The sequence below is a fragment of the Citrobacter portucalensis genome, assembly GCF_023374935.1.
GTDB lineage: Bacteria > Pseudomonadota > Gammaproteobacteria > Enterobacterales > Enterobacteriaceae > Citrobacter > Citrobacter portucalensis.
The window spans coordinates 4,531,710-4,554,934 of sequence record NZ_CP092466.1; the positions used below are offsets into that span (position 1 = coordinate 4,531,710).

Here is a 23,225-nt window from a genome sequence, read left to right on the forward strand (position 1 = left end):
CCTTAACCCAAATGACTGATTTCGGGAGAACGGCCATGAGTTTATTTGATAGAAAGCATCTTGTTACTCAAGCAGATGCGCTACCTGGACGCAACACCCCGATGCCAGTGGCAACGCTGCATGCGGTTAACCAACATTCGATGACCAACGTGCCCGACGGTATGGAAATAGCGTATTTCGCCATGGGATGTTTCTGGGGCGTTGAGCGTTTATTTTGGTCATTGCCAGGGGTCTACAGCACAGCGGCCGGGTACACCGGCGGCTACACCCCAAACCCAACCTATCGTGAAGTGTGTTCTGGCGATACCGGGCATGCCGAAGCGGTACGCATCGTCTATGACCCGCATGTTATCAGCTACGAACAACTGCTGCAGGTGTTCTGGGAAAATCACGACCCGGCTCAAGGCATGCGTCAGGGGAACGACCAGGGCACGCAGTATCGCTCCGCCATTTACCCGTTAACGCCGGAACAAACCGCCGCCGCACAGGCCAGCCTTGAACGTTTTCAGGCAGCAATGACCGCCGCAGGCGACGAGCGCACCATTACCACGGAAATCACTACGGCAACCCCGTTCTATTATGCCGAGGACGATCACCAGCAGTATCTGCACAAAAATCCTTACGGTTACTGTGGCATTGGTGGTATTGGTGTTTGCCTGCCCCCACAAGGATAATTTCCCCCTCTGGCGACTTTACAGTACCTTACGCTATACTAGCTTCTGAATTTACCGGCTCACTTCCACGAGCCGGTTTTCAATGAATATTCCATTGGATTTATACTCTAAGGATTTCGAGTTGCAGGCAGGCGGCAAACTCGTGAATCCCCAGGAGCATAGAGAACTATGTGACTGGGGTGAATGAGTGCAGCTAACGCACCTGCAGCTTGAAAGACGACGAGTATCAACTTCTCCCTTCCGAGGATCTGACCCGAACGGTCGGATAAGATATGTTAAACAGTATTTTAGTCATTCTCTGCCTGATCGCCGTGAGTGCGTTTTTCTCGATATCTGAGATCTCGCTTGCTGCATCACGCAAAATAAAACTTAAACTACTTGCCGATGAAGGCAACGTAAACGCACAACGTGTTTTGAAGATGCAGGAAAACCCCGGCATGTTTTTTACCGTCGTGCAAATTGGCCTTAACGCGGTCGCCATTCTCGGCGGTATCGTCGGTGATGCAGCATTCTCTCCGGCGTTTTACAGCCTTTTCTCGAAGTACTTCGCTCCAGAGCTGTCCGAACAGTTAAGCTTTATTCTGTCGTTCTCGCTGGTTACTGGCCTGTTCATCCTGTTCGCGGATTTAACCCCGAAACGCATCGGTATGATTGCGCCAGAAGCTGTGGCTTTGCGTATCATCAACCCGATGCGCTTCTGCCTGCTGGTCTTCCGCCCGCTGGTGTGGTTCTTTAACGGTCTGGCAAACAACATTTTCCGTCTGTTTAAGATCCCAATGGTGCGTAAAGACGACATCACCTCGGACGACATTTACGCCGTGGTCGAAGCGGGTGCGCTGGCGGGTGTTCTGCGCAAGCAGGAGCATGAGCTGATTGAAAATGTATTCGAACTGGAATCCCGTACCGTCCCGTCTTCAATGACCTCGCGCGAGAATATTATCTGGTTCGATCTCCATGAAGATGAGCAAAGCCTGAAGAACAAGGTGGCGGAACATCCGCACTCCAAATTCCTGGTGTGTAACGAAGATATCGACCACATCATTGGTTATGTTGATTCAAAGGATCTCCTCAACCGCGTACTGGCGAACCAAAGCATGGCGCTGAACAGCGGCGTACAGATCCGCAATACGCTGATCGTCCCGGACACGCTGACGCTCTCTGAAGCGCTGGAAAGCTTCAAGACCGCAGGCGAAGACTTTGCCGTCATCATGAACGAGTACGCGCTGGTGGTGGGGATTATCACCCTCAACGACGTTATGACGACGCTGATGGGCGATCTGGTAGGTCAGGGTCTGGAAGAGCAGATTGTGGCACGTGATGAAAACTCATGGTTAGTCGACGGCGGTACGCCGATTGATGACGTGATGCGCGTGCTGGATATCGACGAGTTCCCGCAGTCCGGCAACTATGAAACCATTGGTGGTTTTATGATGTTTATGCTGCGTAAAATCCCGAAACGCACCGACTCGGTGAAGTATTCAGGCTACAAATTTGAAGTGGTGGATATCGATAACTACAAGATCGATCAGCTGCTGGTGACGCGTCTGGACAGCAAACCTACTGTTCTGGTACCAAAACTGCCAGATGCAAAAGAAGAGGCAAAGGCATCTTAACGCCTTACAGAAACATCAACGGCTCCCATCAGGAGCCGTTTTTTTAACTACTGCATAGCACTTTGATCAAGCCATCTCAGTTTGCAGACGCAAGACCTGACGGTTAACTTCGGACATCACGGAAAAATGCAGTTTGTCCTTCACTTTTGGGATAAGAATCTTACCCTTATCAAATTCAAAAGCGCCTACATCCTTGATATATAACCGTCCACGAAACAGGATCTTCACGTACTTCGCCACCTGCAGCGGGTTGTATCGTTGGAAAATTTTCATTGTTGTCTCCTGCTGAGCATTACGCCTTTGCGGTACCACAATCGGTCCGACAATCCTCAGGCGCAAATTTTAATGCCCTATGACTATAGACTATCTCGTTGATGTTTCCAGCGTGTATAAGTTTATTTACCTTCAAGTTACAATTATTCAGAATTATCTTTTCAACGCTTCGCTGTCTTCAGTATAAGCCTTCATTTTTCGCAGGATTTGTGCGCCCGTCCGCAAACTGGCATCGCGCTTGCGGGAAAAAGCATCATTCGCACATATGATTAAATTCCAGACCCAAGTGGTCGGATCACCTGCAAAATAAAAGAAAGAAGGAAAACCTATGACCTTACGAAAACTGCTGGCGCTGTCGTGCCTGCTACTGCCGATGATTGCCTCCGCACATAAGTTTGAGACTGACCAGCGCGTACCGCCGGTGGGGATCGCCGATCGTGGCGAACTGATTCTCGATAACGATAAGTTTAGCTACAAAAGCTGGAATAGCGCGCAGTTGCCAGGCAAAGTGCGAATTGTGCAACACATTGCCGGACGCACCTCCGCCAAAGAGAAAAATGCGACGCTGATCGAGGCAATCAAAGCCGCCAACCTGCCGCACGACAAATACCAGACCACCACTATCGTCAACACGGATGACGCCATTCCCGGTTCCGGTATGTTTGTGCGCAGCAGTCTGGAGAGCAATAAGAAGCTCTACCCGTGGTCGCAATTCATTGTCGACAGCAATGGCATTGCGCGTAAAGCCTGGCAACTGGATGAAGAGAGCTCCGCTATCGCCGTACTCGACAAGGACGGACGCGTGCAGTGGGCAAAAGATGGCGCATTAACGCAGGAAGAGGTGCAGCAGGTAATTGCCCTGCTGCACAAATTACTCAGTAAATAGAGACGCGGAAGCCGGGGTTGAGGAACGATTCACGTGGGGTGTAATCCAGAGGTTTCCCCTGCCAGTCGTGAACGTGCGCTCCGGCTGCGGCTGCAACGGCATGGCCAGCGGCGGTATCCCACACGTTGGTTGGCCCAAAACGCGGATACAGCTGTGCGTGCCCTTCCGCCACCAGGCAGAACTTCAGCGATGAGCCAATCGACGTGGTCTGGTGCTCACCCAACTGTTGCAGATATTCTTTTAACTCATTGTCGGCATGCGAGCGGCTAATGACCACCAGCGGCGGACGCGCGTCACGAACCTGAATTTGTTTGCGTACGCCGCACTCTTCTTTCCACGCTTTACCTTCTGCTGCGCTGTACATCACTTTCATTACCGGCGCGTAAACCACGCCCAGAACCGGCTTTCCTTTCTCGATCAGCGCAATATTGACGGTAAATTCACCGTTACGCTTAATGAACTCTTTGGTCCCGTCCAGCGGGTCCACCAGCCAGTAGCGCTGCCAATGCTGGCGAACATCCCAGCCAGGAGGCGCCTCTTCAGACAGAACCGGAATATCCGGCGTCAGCGCCAGTAATCCTTCGAGGATCACCGTATGTGCGGCGATATCTGCCGCCGTAACCGGAGAATCATCCTGCTTGCTGGTAATCTCCATCGGTTTGATTCCATCGTAGACCTGCATAATGGCATCGCCCGCGTTCCGTGCAAGCTGGCATACATGTTCTAGCATTCTCCACCTCGTTTCTGTCAGTGGTGTTAACTCGTTGTTTTACTTATACCCGATCGTCAGGGGATCCGCCAACTGTGATAGCGTCTGCGGTTTTAAACGCTATATTCATGTCATGATTCACAGTTCTGTAAGCAAGAAGATTTATATACATTTTCTTTTGTGGCTTAGATCTTAAAAGGATGCCCCTGATGATTAAGTTTAGTGCAACGCTTCTGGCAACGCTGATTGCAGCCAGCGTCAATGCCGCGACCGTCGATCTGCGTATAATGGAAACCACTGATTTGCATAGCAATATTATGGATTTCGATTATTACAAAGATACACCGACAGAAAAATTCGGTCTGGTACGTACGGCAAGTTTGATCAACGCTGCGCGTGGTGAAGTCAAAAACAGCGTGCTGGTTGATAATGGCGATCTGATTCAGGGTAGCCCGCTCGGGGATTACATGGCGGCCAAGGGGCTGAAAGCGGGCGAAACTCACCCGGTATATAAGGCGCTGAATACCCTGGATTACGCGGTGGGTAACCTCGGCAACCATGAATTCAACTACGGTCTGGAGTATCTGCACAACGCGCTAGCCGGAGCGAAGTTCCCTTACGTTAACGCCAATATCATCGACGTGAAGACCAAAAAGCCGCTGTTTACGCCTTACTTGATCAAAGACACTGAAGTGGTCGACAAGGAAGGGAACAAGCAGACGCTGAAGATTGGCTATATCGGCTTTGTTCCACCGCAGATTATGACCTGGGATAAAGCCAACCTCAGCGGCAAAGTCACGGTGAACGACATTACGGAAACTGCACGCAAATACGTTCCGGAAATGAGAGAAAAAGGCGCCGATGTTGTGGTGGTGGTTGCTCACTCCGGGCTTTCTGCCGACCCATATCAAACGATGGCGGAAAACTCCGTTTATTACCTCAGCGAAGTACCGGGCGTGGATGCCATTATGTTTGGTCACGCTCACGCCGTCTTCCCGGGTAAAGACTTTGCCAATATTAAAGGCGCAGATATCACAAAAGGTACGCTGAATGGGGTTCCTGCGGTGATGCCGGGTATGTGGGGCGATCACCTGGGCGTGGTGGATTTAGTGTTGAATAACGACAGCGGTAAATGGCAGGTCACTCAGGCGAAAGCCGAGGCGCGCCCGATCTATGACGCCGCAGCCAAAAAATCACTGGCAGCAGAAGACAAAAAAATCGTTGAGATCCTGAAAGCCGATCACGACGCCACGCGTGAGTTTGTCAGCAAACCGATCGGTAAATCCGCCGACAACATGTACAGCTATCTGGCGCTGGTACAGGATGACCCGACCGTACAGGTGGTGAACAACGCGCAGAAAGCCTATGTGGAACACTTTATTCAGGGCGATCCGGATCTGGCAAAACTGCCGGTACTTTCCGCCGCCGCGCCGTTTAAGGTCGGTGGACGCAAGAACGATCCGGCAAGCTTCGTAGAAGTCGAAAAAGGCCAGTTAACCTTCCGTAACGCCGCTGATTTGTATCTCTATCCCAACACTCTGGTGGTGGTGAAAGCCAGCGGTAAAGAGGTGAAAGAGTGGCTGGAATGTTCCGCCGGGCAGTTCAATCAGATTGATATCCACAGCAGCAAACCACAGTCGTTGATTAACTGGGATGGCTTCCGTACCTATAATTTCGACGTGATTGACGGCGTGAATTATCAGATTGATGTTTCACAACCCGCCCGCTACGACGGTGAATGTCAGACCATTAACCCGAAAGCGGAACGTATTAAAAATCTGACCTTTAACGGCAAACCAATCGATCCGAATGCCACCTTCCTCGTCGCGACCAACAACTACCGCGCCTACGGCGGTAAGTTTGCCGGAACCGGCGACAGCCACATCGCGTTTGCTTCTCCGGATGAAAACCGCTCGGTGCTGGCCGCGTGGATTGGTGCTGAGACGAAGCGTGCCGGTGAAATTCACCCGGCGGCAGATAACAACTGGCGTCTGGCGCCAATTCATAGCGATACACCACTGGATATTCGCTTTGAAACATCACCGTCTGACAAAGCCGCGGCATTTATTAAAGAGAAAGGCCAGTATCCGCTGAAGAAAGTCGCGACCGATGACATCGGTTTCGCTATTTATCAGCTGGATTTAAGTAAGTAATTTTCGTGCCGGATGCGGCGCAATAGCGTCTTATCCGGCCTACAAAACTACGCAGCCCGTTCGTCCCGCTGCGCTAAAACTTGCGGCAAATTCAGTTCTATCCAGTCCGCCAGCGCGGCGACTTTATCGCTCACCTGCTCACCCAACGGCGTCAGGCTATACTCCACGTGCGGCGGTACCACCGGATACGACACCCGATTGATAAACCCGTCATGCTCTAACGCTTGCAGGGATTGCGCCAGCATCTTTTCACTGACCCCGCCCATCTTACGGCGCAAATCGCTGAAACGGTGCGTACCGTCGCGCAGCGCCACCAGAATCAACACGCCCCAGCGGCTGGTGACGTGTTTTAACACCTCACGGGAGGGACACTGTTCGGCAAACAAGTTGCCATCGCGTAACTGCTGGGAGAGCGTCGAAGCTGTCATTTTCATACTAACCTTTTTGTGCGTACTTACTAAAAGTAAGTTTAGGTGTTAGCGTGATTAAACACAAGACCAATACCAAGGAGTCACCCCATGATCGCAATTACCGGCGCCACCGGCCAACTGGGCCAACACGTTATTGAATCTCTGCTGAAAACCGTTCCTGCCAGCCAGATTGTGGCAATTGTGCGTAATCCCGCTAAAGCGACGGCGCTTAGCCAGCAGGGCATTACCGTTCGTCAGGCGGATTACAGCGATGAAGCCGCCTTTACAACTGCCTTACAGGGTATCGACAAGCTACTGCTGATCTCCTCCAGCGAAGTGGGACAACGTGCCCCGCAGCATCGTAACGTGATCAACGCAGCGAAAGCCGCGCACGTGAAATTCATCGCCTACACCAGCCTGCTGCACGCCGACACCTCCCCGCTGGGGCTGGCTGATGAGCATGTGGCAACCGAGAAGATGCTGGCTGAATCCGGTATCGCCTACGCGCTGCTGCGTAACGGCTGGTACACCGAAAACTATCTCGCCAGCGCACCGGCTGCACTGGAACATGGCGTGTTTATCGGGGCTGCAGGTGAAGGCAAAATTGCCTCAGCGACCCGCGCCGACTATGCCGCTGCCGCCGCACGCGTCATCAGTGAAGACGGTCATTCCGGTAAAACCTATGAGCTGGCGGGCGACGCAGGCTGGACCCTGAGCCAGTTGGCTGCCGAGCTGGCAAAACAGAGTGGTAAAAAAGTGGTGTATCAGAACCTGAGCGAAGCAGATTTTGCCGCCGCGCTAAAAGGTGTAGGCCTGCCTGCCGGGCTGGCGGACATGCTGGCTGACTCAGACACTGGCGCCTCCAAAGGTGGTCTGTTCGACGACAGCCATACGCTGAGCAAACTGATTGGTCGCCCGACAACCTCGTTGGCTGACAGCGTCAAAGGCATCGTGTAAGTGTTAAAAATTAGTTAATTGTGGTGGCATCCCCGCGCATCCTCTCTGATAATGACAGGATGATGCGTGGGGAGAGAAAACGTGCAAGGTGTACCTGAGCAGTTTATTGATGAGAAAGACAGCGCCCGCTTTCGCCATCTGGCGCAGGTGCCGGGCGTTGAGCTGTATCATGCACACATCTCGCGTTACGCTTTCGAGCCGCACACCCATGAAGCGTTTGGCATTGGCGCGATAGAAGCCGGAGCCGAACGTTTTCGTTATCGCGGCACGCAGTATGTTGCCCCCGCCCATTCCGTCGTCACCATGAATCCCGATGAGCTGCATACCGGCGAAGCCGAAACCGCCGACGGCTGGCGCTATCGGATGATTTACCTTGAACCCGACCTTCTGGAAGAGGTCACCGGGATCCGCCACTGGTGGTTTCATGACGTAACGCGTCACGATCCGCTGCGCTCGCGCCAGATCTGCTCGCTGATCCACGGCCTGTGGAACACGGAGGATCCGCTGGCGCAAAAAGGACTCCTACTCGATCTGATCGACACGTTCCAGCCGCTGGCCCGCCATGCGCCGGTATTGCCGGAGGGGGCGCATCGCTTTGAACGGGTACGCGAGTATCTGCATGATAATTATATGCATCCGGTCACGCTCGACGAGCTGGCGCGGGTTGCATCGCTGAGTCCCTGGCATTTTCAGCGCCAGTTTAAGTCTCATTTCCACGTCACGCCGCACCAGATGCTGATGGCGATCCGGCTGTGGCGAGCCAAAGGTTTTCTCACTTACGGTATGCCCGCCGCAGAGGTCGCCGCCGCAACCGGCCTCACCGACCAGTCGCATCTCACCCGCGCGTTTACCCATCGCTACGGCATTACGCCGGTACGTTATCAGAAACAAGTCGTCCGGCGTTGATCAGCAATCTCATACAATACGGCAGCATTTTTCCTGCCTACACTCGACTTATTGTTAAACGATGTGGATGTCCAAAATGATTAGCGGTGTGTTGTATGCCCTGTTGGCCGGGCTGATGTGGGGATTAATTTTTGTTGGACCGCTGATCGTACCGGAATACCCAGCGGTATTGCAGTCGATGGGGCGTTATCTGGCGCTGGGGCTGATCGCATTGCCGATTGCCTGGCTGGGACGTGCGCGCCTGCGTCAACTCGTGCGGAAAGACTGGGTAACTGCGCTGACGCTAACAATGATGGGGAATCTGATTTATTACGTTTGCCTGGCAAGCGCCATCCAGCGCACCGGCGCACCGGTCTCCACAATGATTATTGGTACATTACCGGTGGTGATCCCAGTCTTCGCTAACCTACTCTACAGCCAGCGTGACGGCAAATTATCATGGTGGCGTCTGTCGCCTGCGCTGGTATTGATTGGTATAGGACTGCTGTGCGTGAATATCTCGGAGCTGAATCAGGGGTTACCAGACTTTAGTGGCTGGCGTTATGGTTCCGGCATCGCGCTGGCGCTTGTCTCGGTGGTGTGTTGGGCATGGTATGCGCTGCGTAATGCCCGCTGGCTGCGCGAGAATCCGGATAAGCACCCGATGATGTGGGCGACGGCCCAGGCTTTGGTAACGTTGCCCGTTTCTCTGCTCGGTTATATTGCCGCCTGCCTGTGGCTGAACGGGCAAACGCCGGACTTCGCTCTGCCCTTCGGTCCGCGTCCGGGTGTGTTTATCGGCCTGATGATAGCCATTGCGGTATTGTGTTCGTGGGTTGGCGCACTGTGCTGGAACGTCGCCAGCCAAAAATTACCGACGGTGATCCTCGGCCCGCTGATTGTCTTCGAAACGCTGGCTGGCCTGTTGTACACCTTTATTCTGCGCGAGGAATTTCCACCTCTGCTGACGGTAAGCGGAATAGCACTGCTGATGGTTGGGGTGGTGATAGCCGTCAGAGCCAAGCCGCAGAAACCGAGCGTCGTGGTGGTTTCACAATCATAATATGCCGGATGGCGCTGCTTATCCGGCCTACAAGGACTGTACGATCTCATGTAGGCCGGATCAGGCGTTTACGCCGCCATCCGGCGCGACACTTTAAACACCGCTACCGTCTGGTTCAACCGCGCGGCCTGCTCTTCAAGCGCGGCAGCGGCGGAAGCGGACTCTTCTACCAGCGAGGCGTTTTGCTGCGTGACGCGATCCATTTCGGCAACCGCCAGGCCTACCTGATCGATACCCCGACTTTGTTCATCAGAAGCTGAGGCAATCTCCCCCATGATGTCGGTCACGCGGGTCACGGCGCTAACTATTTCCGCCATCGTTTCTCCCGCTTCATGCACCAGCGCCGTACCGGCATTGACCCGATTCCCTGAGTCATCAATCAGCGCTTTGATCTCCTTCGCCGCCTGAGCGCTACGCTGCGCCAGCGTCCGAACCTCGCCTGCGACCACGGCAAATCCGCGCCCCTGCTCGCCCGCACGCGCCGCTTCCACCGCCGCGTTTAGCGCAAGGATATTGGTCTGGAAGGCAATACCGTCGATAACATTGGTAATTTGCGCGATTTTGCTGGAACTGGTGGCGATTTCATCCATCGTACGCACCACGCTATCGACAACGGTTCCGCCTTTTTGCGCCGTCTGTGAAGCATTTTTTGCCAGACTGGTCGCCTGACGCGCGTTATCTGCGTTCTGTCTCACGGTTGCGGTAAGTTGTTCCATGCTGGCTGCGGTCTCTTCCAGAGAGGCAGCCTGCTGCTCGGTACGTGAAGAGAGATCGTTACTGCCTGCGGCGATTTCACCCGCGCCGGTATAGATGGTATCAGCCCCGTCACGCACCACGCTGACCGTATTCGCCAGCGCCTGCTGCATGTCACGGACGTTGCTTGCCAGCAGCGCCATTTCATTACTGCCGTCGGCGCTGATGGGGTGCGTCAAATCGCCTGCGGCAATGTGGCGAATATGTCCCATCACCTCGTGGAGCGGCTTGAGCAGCACTCGCTGCATCGCCAGCCAACTGGCGATAATCACGGTGACGACAATCAGCATCACCGCGGACAGCAGCCAGATTATCTTCTGGTAATCACTCTCATTGTCCTGCACTCCGGCAGTGGCCAGCGCCGTTTGCGCGCTACGCCATTGCCGATAAACTTCCTGCATGGCCGTTTGCTTTTGCTCGGCATTCTGCTTGAACATCTCTTCCAGCTTTCCTTCAGCCAGCAGCGCGTTCATTTTTGCCAGCGTCGCAGAATAGATGCCGTACTGCTCTTCCAGTCGATCGGCCAGATGCTCATCCAGCCCCGGCGTTTCCGGCAGAGCGTAGTATTTATCGTAATGCTCTTTCGATTCGGCCAACAGGCGATTTGCCGTGTTCACCAGCTCCTGCAACTGACCGCCGTTAATATCGCTGGCCATCGTTCCCTGTAAACGCAGCATGCCCCGGTTGAGCGTGACGCGAGCCTGGTTCAGGCTAATCCACGCATCGGTAAACTCGGCCACGTTCTGGCTGGAAAGTTGAGACACGTTAAAGTTCTGTTTATCGTTATTGAGTGCGCCAATAAAGACGCCTGCGGAGATGAGCTGCATTGCGCCCAGCGCGAGTAGCACGGTGATAAGTAAGGTTATCACTTTGATTCGTTTGAACATCTGTTGCCTTTTATTATGCAGGTATTGTCTGAGGTCTAACTATCGGCAGCGGCGTGCGCTTATTTAATCCTGTCGTGCGGATTTTTTCGCCGTATCTCTCCTTTCCAATAAGATTCAGCATCTTAACGAGATAAGAAATTTTCGTGACGTCCATCACAAAATACCCCACCCCGAAAGGGTTATATCCTTCGCCATAAGTTGCATTTAAAATACACCTTATATTATTGAGAATGAGGTAACGGCAATGTCTTATCGCGATCAACCTTTAGGTGAACTGGCGCTCTCTATTCCTCGCGCTTCGGCCCTGTTTCGTAAATACGATATGGATTACTGCTGCGGCGGTAAGCAAACGCTGGCACGCGCTGCCGCGCGTAAAGAGCTGGATTTAGACGTTATTGAGGCGCAGCTCGCGCAGCTGGCTGAACAGCCGCTGGAGAAAGACTGGCGTACCGTGGCTCTGGCTGAAATCATCGACCATATCATCGTGCGTTATCACGACAGACACCGCGAACAGCTGCCGGAGCTGATCCTGCAGGCCACTAAAGTTGAACGCGTTCACGCAGACAAACCGAACGTACCGCGCGGTCTGGCGAAAAACCTGACCATGCTGCATGAAGAGCTGTCCAGCCACATGATGAAAGAAGAACAGATCCTGTTCCCGATGATCAAACAGGGCATGGGTAGCCAGGCGATGGGGCCAATCAGCGTGATGGAAAGCGAACATGACGATGCGGGTGAACTGGTAGAAGTGATCAAACACATCACCCATAACGTCACGCCGCCACCAGAGGCCTGCACTACCTGGAAAGCCATGTATAACGGCATTAACGAGATGATCGACGACCTGATGGAACACATCAGCCTGGAAAACAATGTGTTGTTCCCGCGAGCCCTCGCAGGTGAATAAAAAAGCCCGGTAGCGCTAGCGCTTTCCGGGCCTACAACGACCTCGAACGTAGGCCTGATAAGGCGAAGCCGCATCAGGCAATCCCGCCAGCATAGTGCCGGATGCGGCGTAAACGCCTTATCCGGCCTACATCTCACGTCTTAGCGATTAACGCACGCCTGCCATACGTTTCTTACCGATAAACAACCAGCCCAGACCCAGCGCGATGAACCACAGCGGCGTCACGATCAGCGCCTGGCGGGTATCTTCTTCCAGTGTCAGCAGTACCAGTACGAAGACGAAAAACGCCATACATACCCAGCACATCAGCTTGCCTAACGGCATCTTGTAGATTGATTTTTCATGCAGGTGAGGACGTTGCTTGCGGTACACCAGGTACGAGCAAAGAATGATGGTCCAGACGAACATGAACAGAATCGCCGATACAGTGGTGATCATGGTGAAGGCGCCAATCACGCTCGGGTTCACGTACAGCATCACCACGCCGCCCAGCAGACAGATACAGGAGAAGGTTAAACCCTTCGCTGGAACTGCGCGTTTAGACAGCTTGGCAAACGCTTTAGGCGCAACGCCTTCCTGCGCCAGACCGAACAGCATACGGCTGGTAGAGAACACGCCGCTGTTTGCAGAAGAGGCAGCTGAAGTCAGTACAACAAAGTTGATCAGGCTCGCCGCAGCAGGCAGACCAACCAGCACAAACAGTTCAACGAATGGGCTCTTGGTTGGCACTACCGAGCTCCACGGCGTAACGGACATAATCACGATCAGCGCGAACACGTAGAACATGATGATACGGATTGGAATCGAGTTAATGGCGCGCGGCAGAGATTTCTCCGGGTCCTTGGTTTCCGCTGCGGTCGTACCCACCAGCTCAATACCCACAAATGCGAACACCGCTATCTGGAAGCCGGCAAAGAAGCCGCTCAGACCTTTCGGGAACCAGCCACCGTCATTCCACAAGTGCGTGAACGATGCCTGAACGCCGGTTGGCGACTGGAAGTGCGTCAGCACCATCACCAGACCGACGACAATCAGGCCGATAATGGCAACGATTTTGATCATCGCGAACCAAAACTCCATCTCACCGAACATTTTTACGGTGGCGAGGTTAAGGCTCAGCAGCAGCACGATCACCGCCAGCGAGGCGACCCAGTCTGACAGTTCGGGGAACCAGAATTGCGCATACGCGGTAATGGCGACAACGTCTGCCATCCCGGTAACGACCCAGCAAAACCAGTAGGTCCAACCGGTAAAATACCCGGCCCATGGCCCGAGCAGGTCAGAGGCAAAATCACTAAACGATTTGTACTCCAGATTCGAGAGCAGCAATTCACCCATTGCACGCATCACGAAAAACAGCATAAAACCGATGATCATATACACAAAGATGATCGACGGTCCGGCGAGACTGATGGTTTTACCGGAGCCCATAAACAGGCCAGTACCGATAGCGCCACCAATAGCAATAAGTTGAATATGACGGTTTGTGAGATTGCGCCGTAGCGACTGTTCAGACGACGCCTCTTCAGCGGTGTCGACTTTTACCTGATCTACCATGTTTTTTCTTCCTGTACCTGTCTGTGTTGTTCAGGCTCTACGGCCTTTAGTGTGTCTATGATACGACGATCCTGTTATCAGGACTCATCGATATTAGGTAAGAATTGGCGGGATGAATACTAAGATTTAGATATAATGTTAATTTAATGTTTAAAGTGAGTGTCATATCACTCTGATAGCGCGAATCAGCTCACAAAAATACACGCTGATGGGGCATTTGCAAGATAAAATATCGACAACGACGTAACTATAGCTTTTCACGCTATTTTTTTGCTCCCCCCGGCCTCGGGGGGAACAGAAGTCACTGCTTACAGGATCTCAAGCAGCTCAACTTCGAATACCAGCGTGCTGAACGGAGGAATGGACGCGCCAGCGCCACGCTCGCCGTAAGCCAGTTCCTGAGGAATAGTCAGTTCCCATTTGGAACCTACCGGCATCAGGGTCAGCGCTTCAATCCAGCCTGGGATTACGCCGTTAACCGGGAATTCAGCCGGTTCGCCACGTGCGACAGAGCTGTCAAATACGGTACCGTCGATCAGCTTACCGGTGTAGTGCACGCGAACGCGGTCAGTACGTGCCGGAATAGCACCTTCACCCTGGGTCAGAACACGGAACTGCAAACCGGATTCAGTGCTGTTCACACCGTCTTTCTCACGGTTTTCTTCCAGATATTTGACGCCATCAGCCGCCATAGCCTGGAAACGCTCGCGACGAACTGCATCAGCACGTTCGTGGATTTCACGCAGTGCGCGATGCACAACATCAACCGGCACTGCCGGGTGCTTACCTTCCAGCGCGTCAGCGATACCCGCTACCAGCGCTTCAGGCAACAGTCCTTCCAGTCCGGATTCGCTCAGCTGTTGTCCTACCTGCAAACCAATGCCGTAGCTTGCTTGCGCTTCGATAGTGTCAAAAGTCGGGTTAGCCATCATATTTCCTTTCATCGGATGTAAAGTAGCGGGCAGCATATCAGCCATGCCGCATCCGGTAAAACTTTGTCTCGGGAACAGATGACAAATCGCGAGGAAACATAAACAATAGGAATATCCCGCGTTGACGTCACGAAAGCGGGTAATATGACGAACATCATAGCGTTAGCCATCTATACTCTATGATCGAGGAACGAGACGCGGAGCAGGAGGAAAGCCATGCCCGGGCGCTTTGAATTAAAACCAACCCTGGCGAAAATCTGGCATGCACCGGACAATTTTCGCATTATGGACCCGCTACCGCCTATGCACCGCCGCGGCATTATTATTGCTGCTATTGTGTTGGTGATAGGTTTCCTGCTCCCTTCCAGTGACACCAGCGATCCCCCTGTAGTGACGCGTACTGCCCAGCTGGATTTACAGTCACAATCGCAGCCACCGACCGAGGCTCAGTTGCAGGCACAGCTTGTCCCGCCGCAAAATGATCCCGGCCAGGTCGCTCCGGTTGCGCCAGAGCCAATCCAGGAAGGCGAACCTGATGCGCAGCCTCAGGTCCAGCAATCTCAGCCGCAGACACAACCTTTCCAACAGGATAGCGGAATTGACCAGCAGTGGCGCTCCTACCGCGTAGACTCAGGTAAAACGCTGGCGCAGGTATTCCGTGACCATAACCTCCCGCCAACCGATGTGTATGCGATGGCACAGGTTGAAGGCGCCGGAAAACCACTGAGCAATCTGAAAGACGGTCAGATGATACAGATCAGGCAGAATGCCAATGGCGTAGTGACAGGATTAACCATTGATACCGGAAATGGCCAGCAGGTCCTGTTTACCCGCCAGCCTAACGGCAGTTTTATTCGCGCCCGTTAAGCGCTGTGACCCCGCGATTCCAGGCCTGATAAGCGATAACGCCATCAGGCATCAAGGTGAAACGTCAGCGTTTCACCTTGTTCACCCACCAGATCCCCGAACACACCAGCACCAGCGCTACCGCATATTTCCATTCGAGAATGTTTTCACCGAGGAATATTGCCGACAGCACTGCACCCGAAACCGGGATCAGGAAGTTAAACGGCGCAATCATCCCCACGCGATTATGTTTGAGCAGAATACTCCACAAGGCGAAAGCGACCGAAGAGAGTAACGTCAGGTAGCCGAGAATCGCCACCGAAGACGCACCGTGTACGGTTAGCGTGCCGCCAAAAGCGTAGCCGCCGATAACCAACGCCAGGCCGCCACCGCCCAACTGGTACCCTGTCATTACCGTCGGGTCCACCGTCTGAGAAATACGTTTTCCATATAGCGTGGCAGCAGAGAGAATAAAGGCTGCCATCACTACTGAGCCGTCGCCTAACAGGCTGAAGCTAAAATCCATTCCACTGCTAAAGTTCACCACCATTACGCCGGTAAAGCCCAGAATACAGCCCAGCGCTTTGTTGTAGCTCAGTTTGTCGTTATGGTAGATAAAATGGGCCAGCAGCACGCTGAAGAAGGTCCCGGTCGCATTCATGATGGACCCTTTCACTCCCGTCGTGAACGCCAGGCCAATGTAGAAGAAGATGTATTGCAGCGAGGTTTGCGTTAGCCCCAACAGCGTGAGTTGGCCGTACTGACGCGGGCTTAACCGGCCAATCGGTTTACGCTGCGCTACCGCCAGCAGTAGCAGCAATAATCCCGCAAACAGAAAGCGATATCCGGCAAAGACAATCTTTGAGGGAATGTCATCCGTGGCAATCTGGAAGATCTCATATCCGCTTTTGATCGCCGGATAGGCGCTCCCCCACAGCAGGCAGCAGAACGCCGCGCTCAGGTAGACAATATTTTTACGCGCAAACAGAGGTTGGTGCGTTGGTTCCATTCCATCACCACTTTGAAATAATGTTTTATTTTTGTGATTATCCCGAAAAGGATAAAGAATAGCCAGAGAGAAAAGCGGGGGAACAGAAAAGCAAAACGCCGGCACAGGGCCGGCGCTTTTACGCGGTCATCAGAATAAAAACTTATTCTGCAACTACGTTTACAGTCAGCTTAGCAAACACTTCGCTGTGAACCTGGAAGCTCACTTCGTGCTCGCCAGTGGTACGCAGAACGCCGTTCGGCAGACGAACTTCGCTCTTAGCTACTTCAACGCCAGCTGCAGTTACAGCGTCAGCGATGTCGCGAGTACCGATGGAACCGAACAGTTTACCTTCGTCGCCAGCTTTAGACGCGATGGTTACGGTTTCCAGTGCGTTGATTTTCTCAGCACGAGCTTCAGCAGCGGACAGAACGTCAGCCAGTTTAGCTTCCAGCTCAGCGCGACGCGCTTCGAAAAATTCAACGTTTTTCTTGGTAGCAGGAACAGCTTTACCCTGTGGTACCAGGAAGTTACGAGCATAGCCCGCTTTAACGTTAACCTGATCACCCAGGCTACCCAGGTTTGCTACTTTATCAAGCAGAATAACTTGCATTACCTTATCCTCTCAAAGTCGTATTAATGGACCGTGACCGATTACTGATGACGATCAGTGTACGGCAGCAGGGACAGGTAGCGAGCGCGTTTGATAGCGCGAGCCAGCTGACGCTGGTATTTTGCACGGGTACCGGTGATACGGCTTGGGACAATCTTACCGCTTTCGGTGATGTAGTTTTTCAGCGTAGCGATATCTTTATAGTCGATCTCTTGAACGCCTTCCGCGGTGAAACGGCAGAACTTGCGACGACGGAAATAACGTGCCATATGGCTAGTCTCCAGAATCTATCAATTCAATCTGCTCGGCATGCAGAACCATTTTGCTCAGGCCGTTCTTTGCCTTGTGGCAAGATATGAACCCCTGAACGGTCACTGCGCTACCGACCGTTATACTGTGAGTAATGGCCTGGTTTTCGTGTCCGCTAATAATAACGGGCATTTGGCACCACGCCTGCCGGTGAAACCCGGCTTCCTCCTGCACAGAACGATGCTCAAGCACGAACTGGCAATGAGGAATTCCTGATGGACTGACCTTTCGAAGGGGGGCCCTGCACACAGTGCCGGACAACGCCAGACGGTTGGTCATCAGAAATTACTCTTCAGAATCCCCAGCTTCAGCATCATCTGCGGTTTCGTTAGCGAAATCATCGCGACGTTCACGACGCTCGTCTTTCGCTTTAACCATAGGAGATGCTTCGGTAACAGCGTGTTTAGTACGCATAACCATGCTGCGGATAACGGCATCGTTGAAGCGGAAGGTAGTTTCCAGCTCATCGATCACTTCCTGCGGCGCTTCAACGTTCATCAGAACGTAGTGAGCTTTGTGCAGTTTGTTGATCGGGTAAGCCAGCTGACGGCGGCCCCAGTCTTCCAGACGGTGGATCGTGCCTTCTGCACCAGTGATGGCAGCAGTGTAGCGTTCGATCATACCCGGAACCTGTTCGCTCTGGTCAGGATGGACCATAAAAACGATTTCGTAATGACGCATCGAATTGCTCCTTACGGATTATTCAGCCTCCTGTCTGGGTCAGCCGAGGCCCATGGAGGCAAGGAACGTGTTAAAGGTCGGCTGAAAAATGACGCGTCATAATACTGGGGTCAGCAGGTAAACTCAAGGTGCTTGTACGATTATTTATCATGTTGCCATTAATACATATCCAGCAGCATTTTGATGCTGATACAAATGGAGACAATGACAATCATGGGTCGGATGACTTTCTTACCGCGCGTCAGTACGACTGTCGCACCAAGACGTGCGCCAAGGGATTGCCCTGCAAACATCACCAAACCCAGCGACCAGATCATTTTACCGCCGAAAATGAAGAACAAAATCGAGGCGATGTTCGACGCCAGGTTAATAAAATTCGAGTGGATTTGCGCTTTATCAATACTGTATCCCCACAGCAGAATATAGCTGAGGGTATAAAAGGAACCTGCCCCAGCCCCGAGAAAGCCATCATAAAAACCAATACATCCCCCACCGATCAACGAGAAGAGAAACAGGGATACCTGCTGCTTTCTTTTCGGTTCGCTAAGGTTTGGCGCAAAAATAAAGTAAATGGCGACTGCGATAATCAGGATTGGGAGCAGTTTCTTCAGCAGTTCCGGTTCAATGAACTGGATAAGCGTCGTTCCCAGCGCAGAACCGATAAAGGCAGATAAAAACACATACTTGTGCTCCTGCACGTTGATATGTCCTCGGCGTAAAAAGTAAATTCCGGAGGTCAGCGAGCTACCCAGAGCCTGAATTTTATTGGTTGCCAGCGCATTAGCCGGGGGTAAACCAGAAATTAAGAGTGCGCCAATAGAGAGAAATCCACCACCACCCGACACCACGTTAATAAAGCCAGCCACCAGCGCGACCATAAACATAACCACGAAATAGCTGAAATCCATGAATGAAGTATCCATAAGTTTTTGCCTTATTATCATAAAGTTATATTAATTATCCGGCTCACTATAAACGGCGTACTCACCCGATTAAATTGACTATTTAGTAAGAGCTTATGCGCGAAAGGCAGGTATTTTTTCACCGCAGCGGTATACACCAGCAGACTGTTAATTAAAGAAAAGATGGCTATGCGGTAATTTTTTGAACAACTGCATCAGAAATGGTCGCTATCGACTGCGCTGGTAGCGGTTAAAATTACATCAGAAGTTAATCACTCACAGGAGAGAGGCAACCAGAGACCGCAGTCGAGGAGGTACATATGCGAGCCCGTGTTTTGACCCTTCTGGCTGTGCTTTTGCTCAGTGCAAATGCAACGGCAGCCATCAAAATTGATAACCATCAGGCCAGGAACATGGATGATGTGCAGAGCTTAGGCGTCATTTACATAAATCATAACTTCGCCACTGAAAGTGAAGCCACTCAGGCCCTGAATGAAGAGACCGATGCGCAAGGCGCAACCTACTACCACGTGATCCTCACCAGGGAACCCGGTAGTAACGGAAATATGCACGCCAGTGCAGATATTTATCGTTAACACCAGAAATAACCAACGAGAACATTGCCACAGTTTGACTTGCCCCCTTCACTGGGGGCTTTTTTTGCGCATCAGGTAAATGAGAATTATTTTTCTTTGTATCTTATCCTGGTCATCATTTACTGATTAAATAAAGCATTACCGAACTGATTCTCTGGAGCGAAACCATGTTTGCACGCTATGCGACGCTGAATCGCATACCAAAAGGCGTTTGGGTGCTGGGCGGCGTGAGTCTGCTCATGGATGTCTCCTCCGAAATGATCCATAGCCTGCTGCCGTTGTTTATGGCAACCACGCTGGGAGCCAGCGTCATTATCATTGGCCTGATTGAAGGATTAGCTGAAGCCACCGCGCTCATCATTAAGGTTTTTTCCGGCGTCCTCAGTGATTATCTGGGAAAGCGCAAAGGGCTGGCGATGCTCGGTTATGGTTTGGGGGCACTAAGTAAGCCCCTGTTCGCGATGGCGGGCTCATCAGGCATGGTATTCAGCGCTCGCATGATTGATCGTGTGGGTAAAGGTATTCGCGGCGCCCCCAGGGATGCGTTAGTCGCAGATGTCACCCCGTCCGAGATCCGCGGTGCCGCCTATGGTCTGCGCCAGTCTTTGGATACCATTGGCGCATTTCTGGGCCCCCTGCTCGCCGTCGGGCTAATGCTGCTATGGAACAACGATTTTCACACTATCTTCTGGGTTGCCGTCATCCCTGGAGTACTCTCTATCACCCTGCTATGGTTTGGCCTGAGTGAACCGAAAACCCCCGTCACTGATAAACGCACCAATCCATTACGACGGGAAAACCTGAAAAAGCTGAGTGCAGCTTACTGGTGGGTCGTGGGACTGGGCGCGCTCTTCACGCTCGCCCGCTTTAGCGAAGCGTTTCTCGTGTTGCGCGCATATCAAATGGATATCCCACTGTTTGCCATTCCGCTGGTGATGGTCGCCATGAATCTGGTCTACAGTCTGTCGGCTTATCCTTTTGGTAAAATGTCTGACAGCATGAACCACACCCGCATGTTACAGGCGGGCCTGCTGGTCCTGATCGCGGCGGATATCACTCTGGCGATGAGTCACCACTGGAGCACGTTGCTGATAGGCGTGGGACTGTGGGGGATTCATATGGGCATGACGCAAGGGTTGCTGGCTGCCATGATTGCGCATACCGCGCCAGCAGAGCTACGCGGTACGGCCTTCGGTATGTTTAATCTGATCAGTGGCATCGCCCTACTGGTAGCCAGTACCGGCGCGGGCATTCTGTGGGAAACGATGGGCGCAGCCTCGACGTTTTACGCTGGTGCTGTCATTTGTGCGATAGTTTTAGCAGGAATGCGATTTACACCAGCGGCTTACCAGCAACGCTGAAGATTGCCCCGAACAGATCGGTGACGCACATCCGTAGATGCACGTTGTCCGGGGCAAAGACGTTACTTCTGCCCGTAGTAGGCGTTTGGGCCGTGCTTACGCATGAAGTGTTTATTCATCAGATAACTGTCGATGGGGCTAAGAGCCGGATTAATGCCACGCGCAATCCATGCCATTTTTGCCACCTCTTCCATCACCACCGCGTTATGTACCGCGTCATGAGCATCTTTGCCCCAGGCAAACGGGCCATGCTGGTACACCACTACGCCTGGCGTATGCAAAGGTTCCACCTCCCCCAGCGTTTCAACAATCACCCTGCCGGTATTCAGCTCATACTCATCCTGAACTTCCGCTTCAGTTAACGCCCGGGTGCAGGGGATATCGCCAAAGAAGTAGTCCGCATGCGTCGTGCCTAGCGCAGGAATTGCCAGACCTGCCTGCGCCCATGCCGTCGCGTGGGTTGAGTGGGTATGCACCACGCCGCCAAGAGAGGAATAGCGACGATACAGCGCCAGATGGGTGGCGGTATCGGAAGAAGGACGATAGCGTCCTTCCACCACGTTGCCGTGCAGATCCACAACTACCATGTCGTCCACTGTCATTGTCTGGTAGTCGACGCCGCTGGGCTTAATCACCACCAGCCCGCGTTCGCGGTCGATGGCGCTGACATTACCCCAGGTAAACGTCACCAGCCCGTAGCGCGGCAGATCCATATTGGCCTCAAAAACCTGCTGTTTGAGTTTTTGCATTACACCGCCTCCACCAGACCGGCGCTGGCCATACGCGCTTTCACCCAGTCGCGCGCCTTCGCCACTTCACGAGCCGGGTCGTCCGACGTTTCACTCCACATCTCAATCAGATACGGTCCGCAATAGCCACTCTGTTTGAGCGTTTCGAAACAACGTTCAAAATCGACAACCCCTTCACCAAACGGCACATTTTTGAATACGCCGGGTTTAGTATCTTTCACGTGTACGGCAACGATATGGCCCATTCCCGCCTGCAACTCCATCTGCACGTCGTTGTCCCACGCCGACAAATTGCCGATATCGGGATACAGCTGGAACCACGGATTGTTGAGATAGTGAGCGTATCCCAGCGCCTTACTGATCGAATTCATCAGTGGATAATCCATGATTTCCATCGCCAGCGTCACCTGTGCACGGCTCGCCATCTCTACGCTTTCTTTCAGCCCATCGCGAAACCGACGACGCGTTTCGTTATTGGCCTGCTGGTAATAAACGTCGTAACCCGCCAGTTGAATAACGCGAATACCGATATCCTGCGCAAACTGAATGGCTTTACGCATGATCTCCAGCCCCTGTTCGCGCACCGCATCATCTTCACTGCCAAGCGGGAAACGACGATGAGCGCTCAGGCACATGGACGGTACCCGTATCCCTGTCTCGGCGATAGCGGCCACCAGCGCCAGTCGCTGCTCGCGGTTCCAGTCAAGACGCGCCAGGCGAGCGTCGGTTTCATCAACCGACATTTCGACAAAGTCAAAGCCCAGTTCCTTCGCCAGCTGCAAACGCTCCAGCCAGCACTCCCCGCCGGGGAGTGCCTTTTCATAAATACCGAGCGGGACCTGTTTCGACAACATAGTCGCTCCTTATCCCCACAGCTGGGCGATAGAACGTTTGAACTGACGGGCCGCTTCCACCGGAGAGGCGGCATCGCGAATGCTGCGACCGGCAATAAAGACGTGAATCGGAATTCCCTGGAACAGCGGCAGATCTTCCAACGCCAGACCGCCGGTGACGGTGACTTTAAAGCCCATCTCGGACAGGCGTTTGATCGCGCTGATATCCGCCTCTCCCCATGCCACACCCGCTGCCTGCGCATCACGGCTGCGGTGATACACAACTTGCCCAATGCCCGCGTCACGCCACTCTTGCGCCTGCTCCCAGGTCCAGTAACCCGTCAGTTCAATCTGTACATCACCGTTAAATTCTTTCGCCACCTCCAGTGCCCCCTTGGTGGTGTTGATATCCGCACAGCAGATGACGGTGACCCAGTCAGCGTTGGCTTCGAAACACATGCGGGAGAGGATTTTTCCCGCATCGGCAATTTTGGCGTCCGCCAGCACAATTTTATGCGGGTAAAGCGCCTTCAGATCGCGTACGGCGCGCACGCCCTCTGCCACGCAAAGAATAGTGCCCACCTCAATGATATCGACCTCTTCGGCAATCAAACGCGTCGTTTCATACGCGGAAGACATTGATTGGTTATCCAGCGCAACCTGCAACATAGGTAATGACATTTTGGTA

26 protein-coding genes are annotated in these 23,225 nt (G+C 53.0%); 11 read left to right on the forward strand and 15 right to left on the reverse strand.

Annotated elements, in window-relative coordinates:
• The first annotated feature begins 35 nt into the window (after positions 1-35).
• Both msrA and paeA read left to right on the forward strand, forming a co-directional pair.
• Positions 36-674 (forward strand): peptide-methionine (S)-S-oxide reductase MsrA, encoded by a 639-nt coding sequence (gene msrA / locus LY264_RS21910; protein ID WP_003830412.1) that lies wholly within the window; start codon positions 36-38, stop codon positions 672-674.
• Positions 675-946: 272 nt separating this feature from the next.
• The gene (gene paeA / locus LY264_RS21915) at positions 947-2,287 is read left to right on the forward strand and encodes a polyamine export protein PaeA (RefSeq protein ID WP_003025713.1); all 1,341 of its coding nucleotides are present in this window, start codon (positions 947-949) and stop codon (positions 2,285-2,287) included.
• 66 nt (positions 2,288-2,353) lie between these two features.
• Here paeA and LY264_RS21920 read toward each other — a convergent pair whose 3' ends face one another.
• Positions 2,354-2,560 carry a DUF1107 domain-containing protein gene (locus tag LY264_RS21920; protein WP_003025710.1) on the reverse strand — a complete coding sequence of 69 codons (207 nt, stop codon included), beginning with the start codon at positions 2,558-2,560 and terminating at the stop codon, positions 2,354-2,356.
• 328 nt (positions 2,561-2,888) lie between these two features.
• On the opposite strand from LY264_RS21920, the gene LY264_RS21925 reads away from it, so the two are divergent.
• Positions 2,889-3,446 carry a YtfJ family protein gene (locus tag LY264_RS21925; protein WP_048215073.1) on the forward strand — a complete coding sequence of 186 codons (558 nt, stop codon included), beginning with the start codon at positions 2,889-2,891 and terminating at the stop codon, positions 3,444-3,446.
• Here the strand turns inward: LY264_RS21925 and cysQ are convergent.
• Positions 3,436-4,176 carry a 3'(2'),5'-bisphosphate nucleotidase CysQ gene (cysQ, locus tag LY264_RS21930; RefSeq protein WP_008786026.1) on the reverse strand — a complete coding sequence of 247 codons (741 nt, stop codon included), beginning with the start codon at positions 4,174-4,176 and terminating at the stop codon, positions 3,436-3,438. The two genes, LY264_RS21925 and cysQ, sit on opposite strands and share 11 nt — an antisense overlap.
• Before the next feature lie 188 nt (positions 4,177-4,364).
• Here cysQ and cpdB point away from each other — a divergent pair, with 188 nt between their 5' ends.
• A complete protein-coding gene (cpdB, locus tag LY264_RS21935) occupies positions 4,365-6,308 on the forward strand; it encodes a 2',3'-cyclic-nucleotide 2'-phosphodiesterase (RefSeq protein WP_122983997.1) in 1,944 nt (647 codons plus the stop codon).
• Between the two features lie 47 nt (positions 6,309-6,355).
• Here the strand turns inward: cpdB and LY264_RS21940 are convergent, their stop codons facing one another.
• Positions 6,356-6,736, reverse strand: a complete 381-nt coding sequence (locus LY264_RS21940) for a winged helix-turn-helix transcriptional regulator (RefSeq protein ID WP_032934267.1) — start codon at positions 6,734-6,736, stop codon at positions 6,356-6,358.
• Between the two features lie 90 nt (positions 6,737-6,826).
• On the opposite strand from LY264_RS21940, the gene LY264_RS21945 reads away from it, so the two are divergent.
• The 3 genes from LY264_RS21945 to LY264_RS21955 all read left to right on the forward strand — a co-directional run bounded on the left by LY264_RS21945 (position 6,827) and on the right by LY264_RS21955 (position 9,623).
• Entirely contained in the window at positions 6,827-7,675 is an 849-nt protein-coding gene (locus LY264_RS21945; protein ID WP_048227197.1) for an SDR family oxidoreductase, read from the forward strand.
• A gap of 81 nt (positions 7,676-7,756) precedes the next feature.
• Complete coding sequence (locus tag LY264_RS21950; protein ID WP_032944272.1) at positions 7,757-8,581, forward strand: AraC family transcriptional regulator; 825 nt, start codon at positions 7,757-7,759, stop codon at positions 8,579-8,581.
• Positions 8,582-8,657: 76 nt separating this feature from the next.
• On the forward strand, positions 8,658-9,623 hold the full coding sequence (locus LY264_RS21955) for a DMT family transporter (RefSeq protein ID WP_003830433.1): 966 nt from the start codon (positions 8,658-8,660) through the stop codon (positions 9,621-9,623).
• A gap of 68 nt (positions 9,624-9,691) precedes the next feature.
• Here the strand turns inward: LY264_RS21955 and LY264_RS21960 are convergent, their stop codons facing one another.
• A complete protein-coding gene (locus tag LY264_RS21960) occupies positions 9,692-11,263 on the reverse strand; it encodes a methyl-accepting chemotaxis protein (protein WP_048227198.1) in 1,572 nt (523 codons plus the stop codon).
• A 244-nt stretch (positions 11,264-11,507) separates the two neighbouring features.
• On the opposite strand from LY264_RS21960, the gene ytfE reads away from it, so the two are divergent.
• Complete coding sequence (gene ytfE, locus LY264_RS21965) at positions 11,508-12,170, forward strand: iron-sulfur cluster repair protein YtfE (RefSeq protein WP_003025690.1); 663 nt, start codon at positions 11,508-11,510, stop codon at positions 12,168-12,170.
• A gap of 147 nt (positions 12,171-12,317) precedes the next feature.
• Here ytfE and cycA read toward each other — a convergent pair whose 3' ends face one another.
• Both cycA and fklB read right to left on the reverse strand, forming a co-directional pair.
• Positions 12,318-13,727: a D-serine/D-alanine/glycine transporter gene (gene cycA / locus LY264_RS21970; protein WP_048227199.1), complete on the reverse strand. Its 1,410-nt coding sequence runs from the start codon at positions 13,725-13,727 to the stop codon at positions 12,318-12,320.
• A 308-nt stretch (positions 13,728-14,035) separates the two neighbouring features.
• A complete protein-coding gene (gene fklB / locus LY264_RS21975; RefSeq protein WP_032934269.1) occupies positions 14,036-14,656 on the reverse strand; it encodes a BamJ family beta-barrel-assembly machinery protein in 621 nt (206 codons plus the stop codon).
• Positions 14,657-14,875: 219 nt separating this feature from the next.
• On the opposite strand from fklB, the gene LY264_RS21980 reads away from it, so the two are divergent.
• A complete protein-coding gene (locus LY264_RS21980) occupies positions 14,876-15,526 on the forward strand; it encodes a LysM-like peptidoglycan-binding domain-containing protein (RefSeq protein ID WP_048227200.1) in 651 nt (216 codons plus the stop codon).
• Between the two features lie 64 nt (positions 15,527-15,590).
• On the opposite strand, the gene LY264_RS21985 is transcribed toward LY264_RS21980, so the two are convergent.
• The 6 genes from LY264_RS21985 to LY264_RS22015 all read right to left on the reverse strand — a co-directional run bounded on the left by LY264_RS21985 (position 15,591) and on the right by LY264_RS22015 (position 19,019).
• Positions 15,591-16,514: a DMT family transporter gene (locus tag LY264_RS21985; protein WP_048215078.1), complete on the reverse strand. Its 924-nt coding sequence runs from the start codon at positions 16,512-16,514 to the stop codon at positions 15,591-15,593.
• Between the two features lie 142 nt (positions 16,515-16,656).
• Positions 16,657-17,106: a 50S ribosomal protein L9 gene (gene rplI / locus LY264_RS21990; RefSeq protein ID WP_003025676.1), complete on the reverse strand. Its 450-nt coding sequence runs from the start codon at positions 17,104-17,106 to the stop codon at positions 16,657-16,659.
• A 41-nt stretch (positions 17,107-17,147) separates the two neighbouring features.
• Positions 17,148-17,375, reverse strand: coding sequence for a 30S ribosomal protein S18 (gene rpsR / locus LY264_RS21995; RefSeq protein ID WP_000135199.1), 228 nt, complete (start codon positions 17,373-17,375; stop codon positions 17,148-17,150).
• Between the two features lie 4 nt (positions 17,376-17,379).
• Positions 17,380-17,694, reverse strand: a complete 315-nt coding sequence (priB, locus tag LY264_RS22000; protein WP_003025674.1) for a primosomal replication protein N — start codon at positions 17,692-17,694, stop codon at positions 17,380-17,382.
• 6 nt (positions 17,695-17,700) lie between these two features.
• The gene (gene rpsF / locus LY264_RS22005; RefSeq protein ID WP_003025672.1) at positions 17,701-18,096 is read right to left on the reverse strand and encodes a 30S ribosomal protein S6; all 396 of its coding nucleotides are present in this window, start codon (positions 18,094-18,096) and stop codon (positions 17,701-17,703) included.
• Between the two features lie 158 nt (positions 18,097-18,254).
• Entirely contained in the window at positions 18,255-19,019 is a 765-nt protein-coding gene (locus LY264_RS22015; RefSeq protein ID WP_003830447.1) for a TSUP family transporter, read from the reverse strand.
• 299 nt (positions 19,020-19,318) lie between these two features.
• Here LY264_RS22015 and yjfY point away from each other — a divergent pair, with 299 nt between their 5' ends.
• Both yjfY and LY264_RS22025 read left to right on the forward strand, forming a co-directional pair.
• Positions 19,319-19,594 carry a DUF1471 family protein YjfY gene (gene yjfY / locus LY264_RS22020; protein WP_003025668.1) on the forward strand — a complete coding sequence of 92 codons (276 nt, stop codon included), beginning with the start codon at positions 19,319-19,321 and terminating at the stop codon, positions 19,592-19,594.
• 167 nt (positions 19,595-19,761) lie between these two features.
• Entirely contained in the window at positions 19,762-20,955 is a 1,194-nt protein-coding gene (locus tag LY264_RS22025; protein ID WP_048227201.1) for an MFS transporter, read from the forward strand.
• A gap of 62 nt (positions 20,956-21,017) precedes the next feature.
• On the opposite strand, the gene LY264_RS22030 is transcribed toward LY264_RS22025, so the two are convergent.
• The 3 genes from LY264_RS22030 to ulaD are packed head-to-tail and all read right to left on the reverse strand — an operon-like array spanning position 21,018 to position 23,218.
• The gene (locus LY264_RS22030; protein ID WP_048215080.1) at positions 21,018-21,704 is read right to left on the reverse strand and encodes an L-ribulose-5-phosphate 4-epimerase; all 687 of its coding nucleotides are present in this window, start codon (positions 21,702-21,704) and stop codon (positions 21,018-21,020) included.
• On the reverse strand, positions 21,704-22,558 hold the full coding sequence (locus tag LY264_RS22035; RefSeq protein ID WP_043018185.1) for an L-ribulose-5-phosphate 3-epimerase: 855 nt from the start codon (positions 22,556-22,558) through the stop codon (positions 21,704-21,706). The genes LY264_RS22030 and LY264_RS22035 overlap by 1 nt, the downstream gene beginning before the upstream one ends.
• A 9-nt stretch (positions 22,559-22,567) precedes the next feature.
• Positions 22,568-23,218, reverse strand: a complete 651-nt coding sequence (gene ulaD, locus LY264_RS22040) for a 3-keto-L-gulonate-6-phosphate decarboxylase UlaD (protein ID WP_003025660.1) — start codon at positions 23,216-23,218, stop codon at positions 22,568-22,570.
• Between the last annotated feature and the right edge of the window lie 7 nt (positions 23,219-23,225).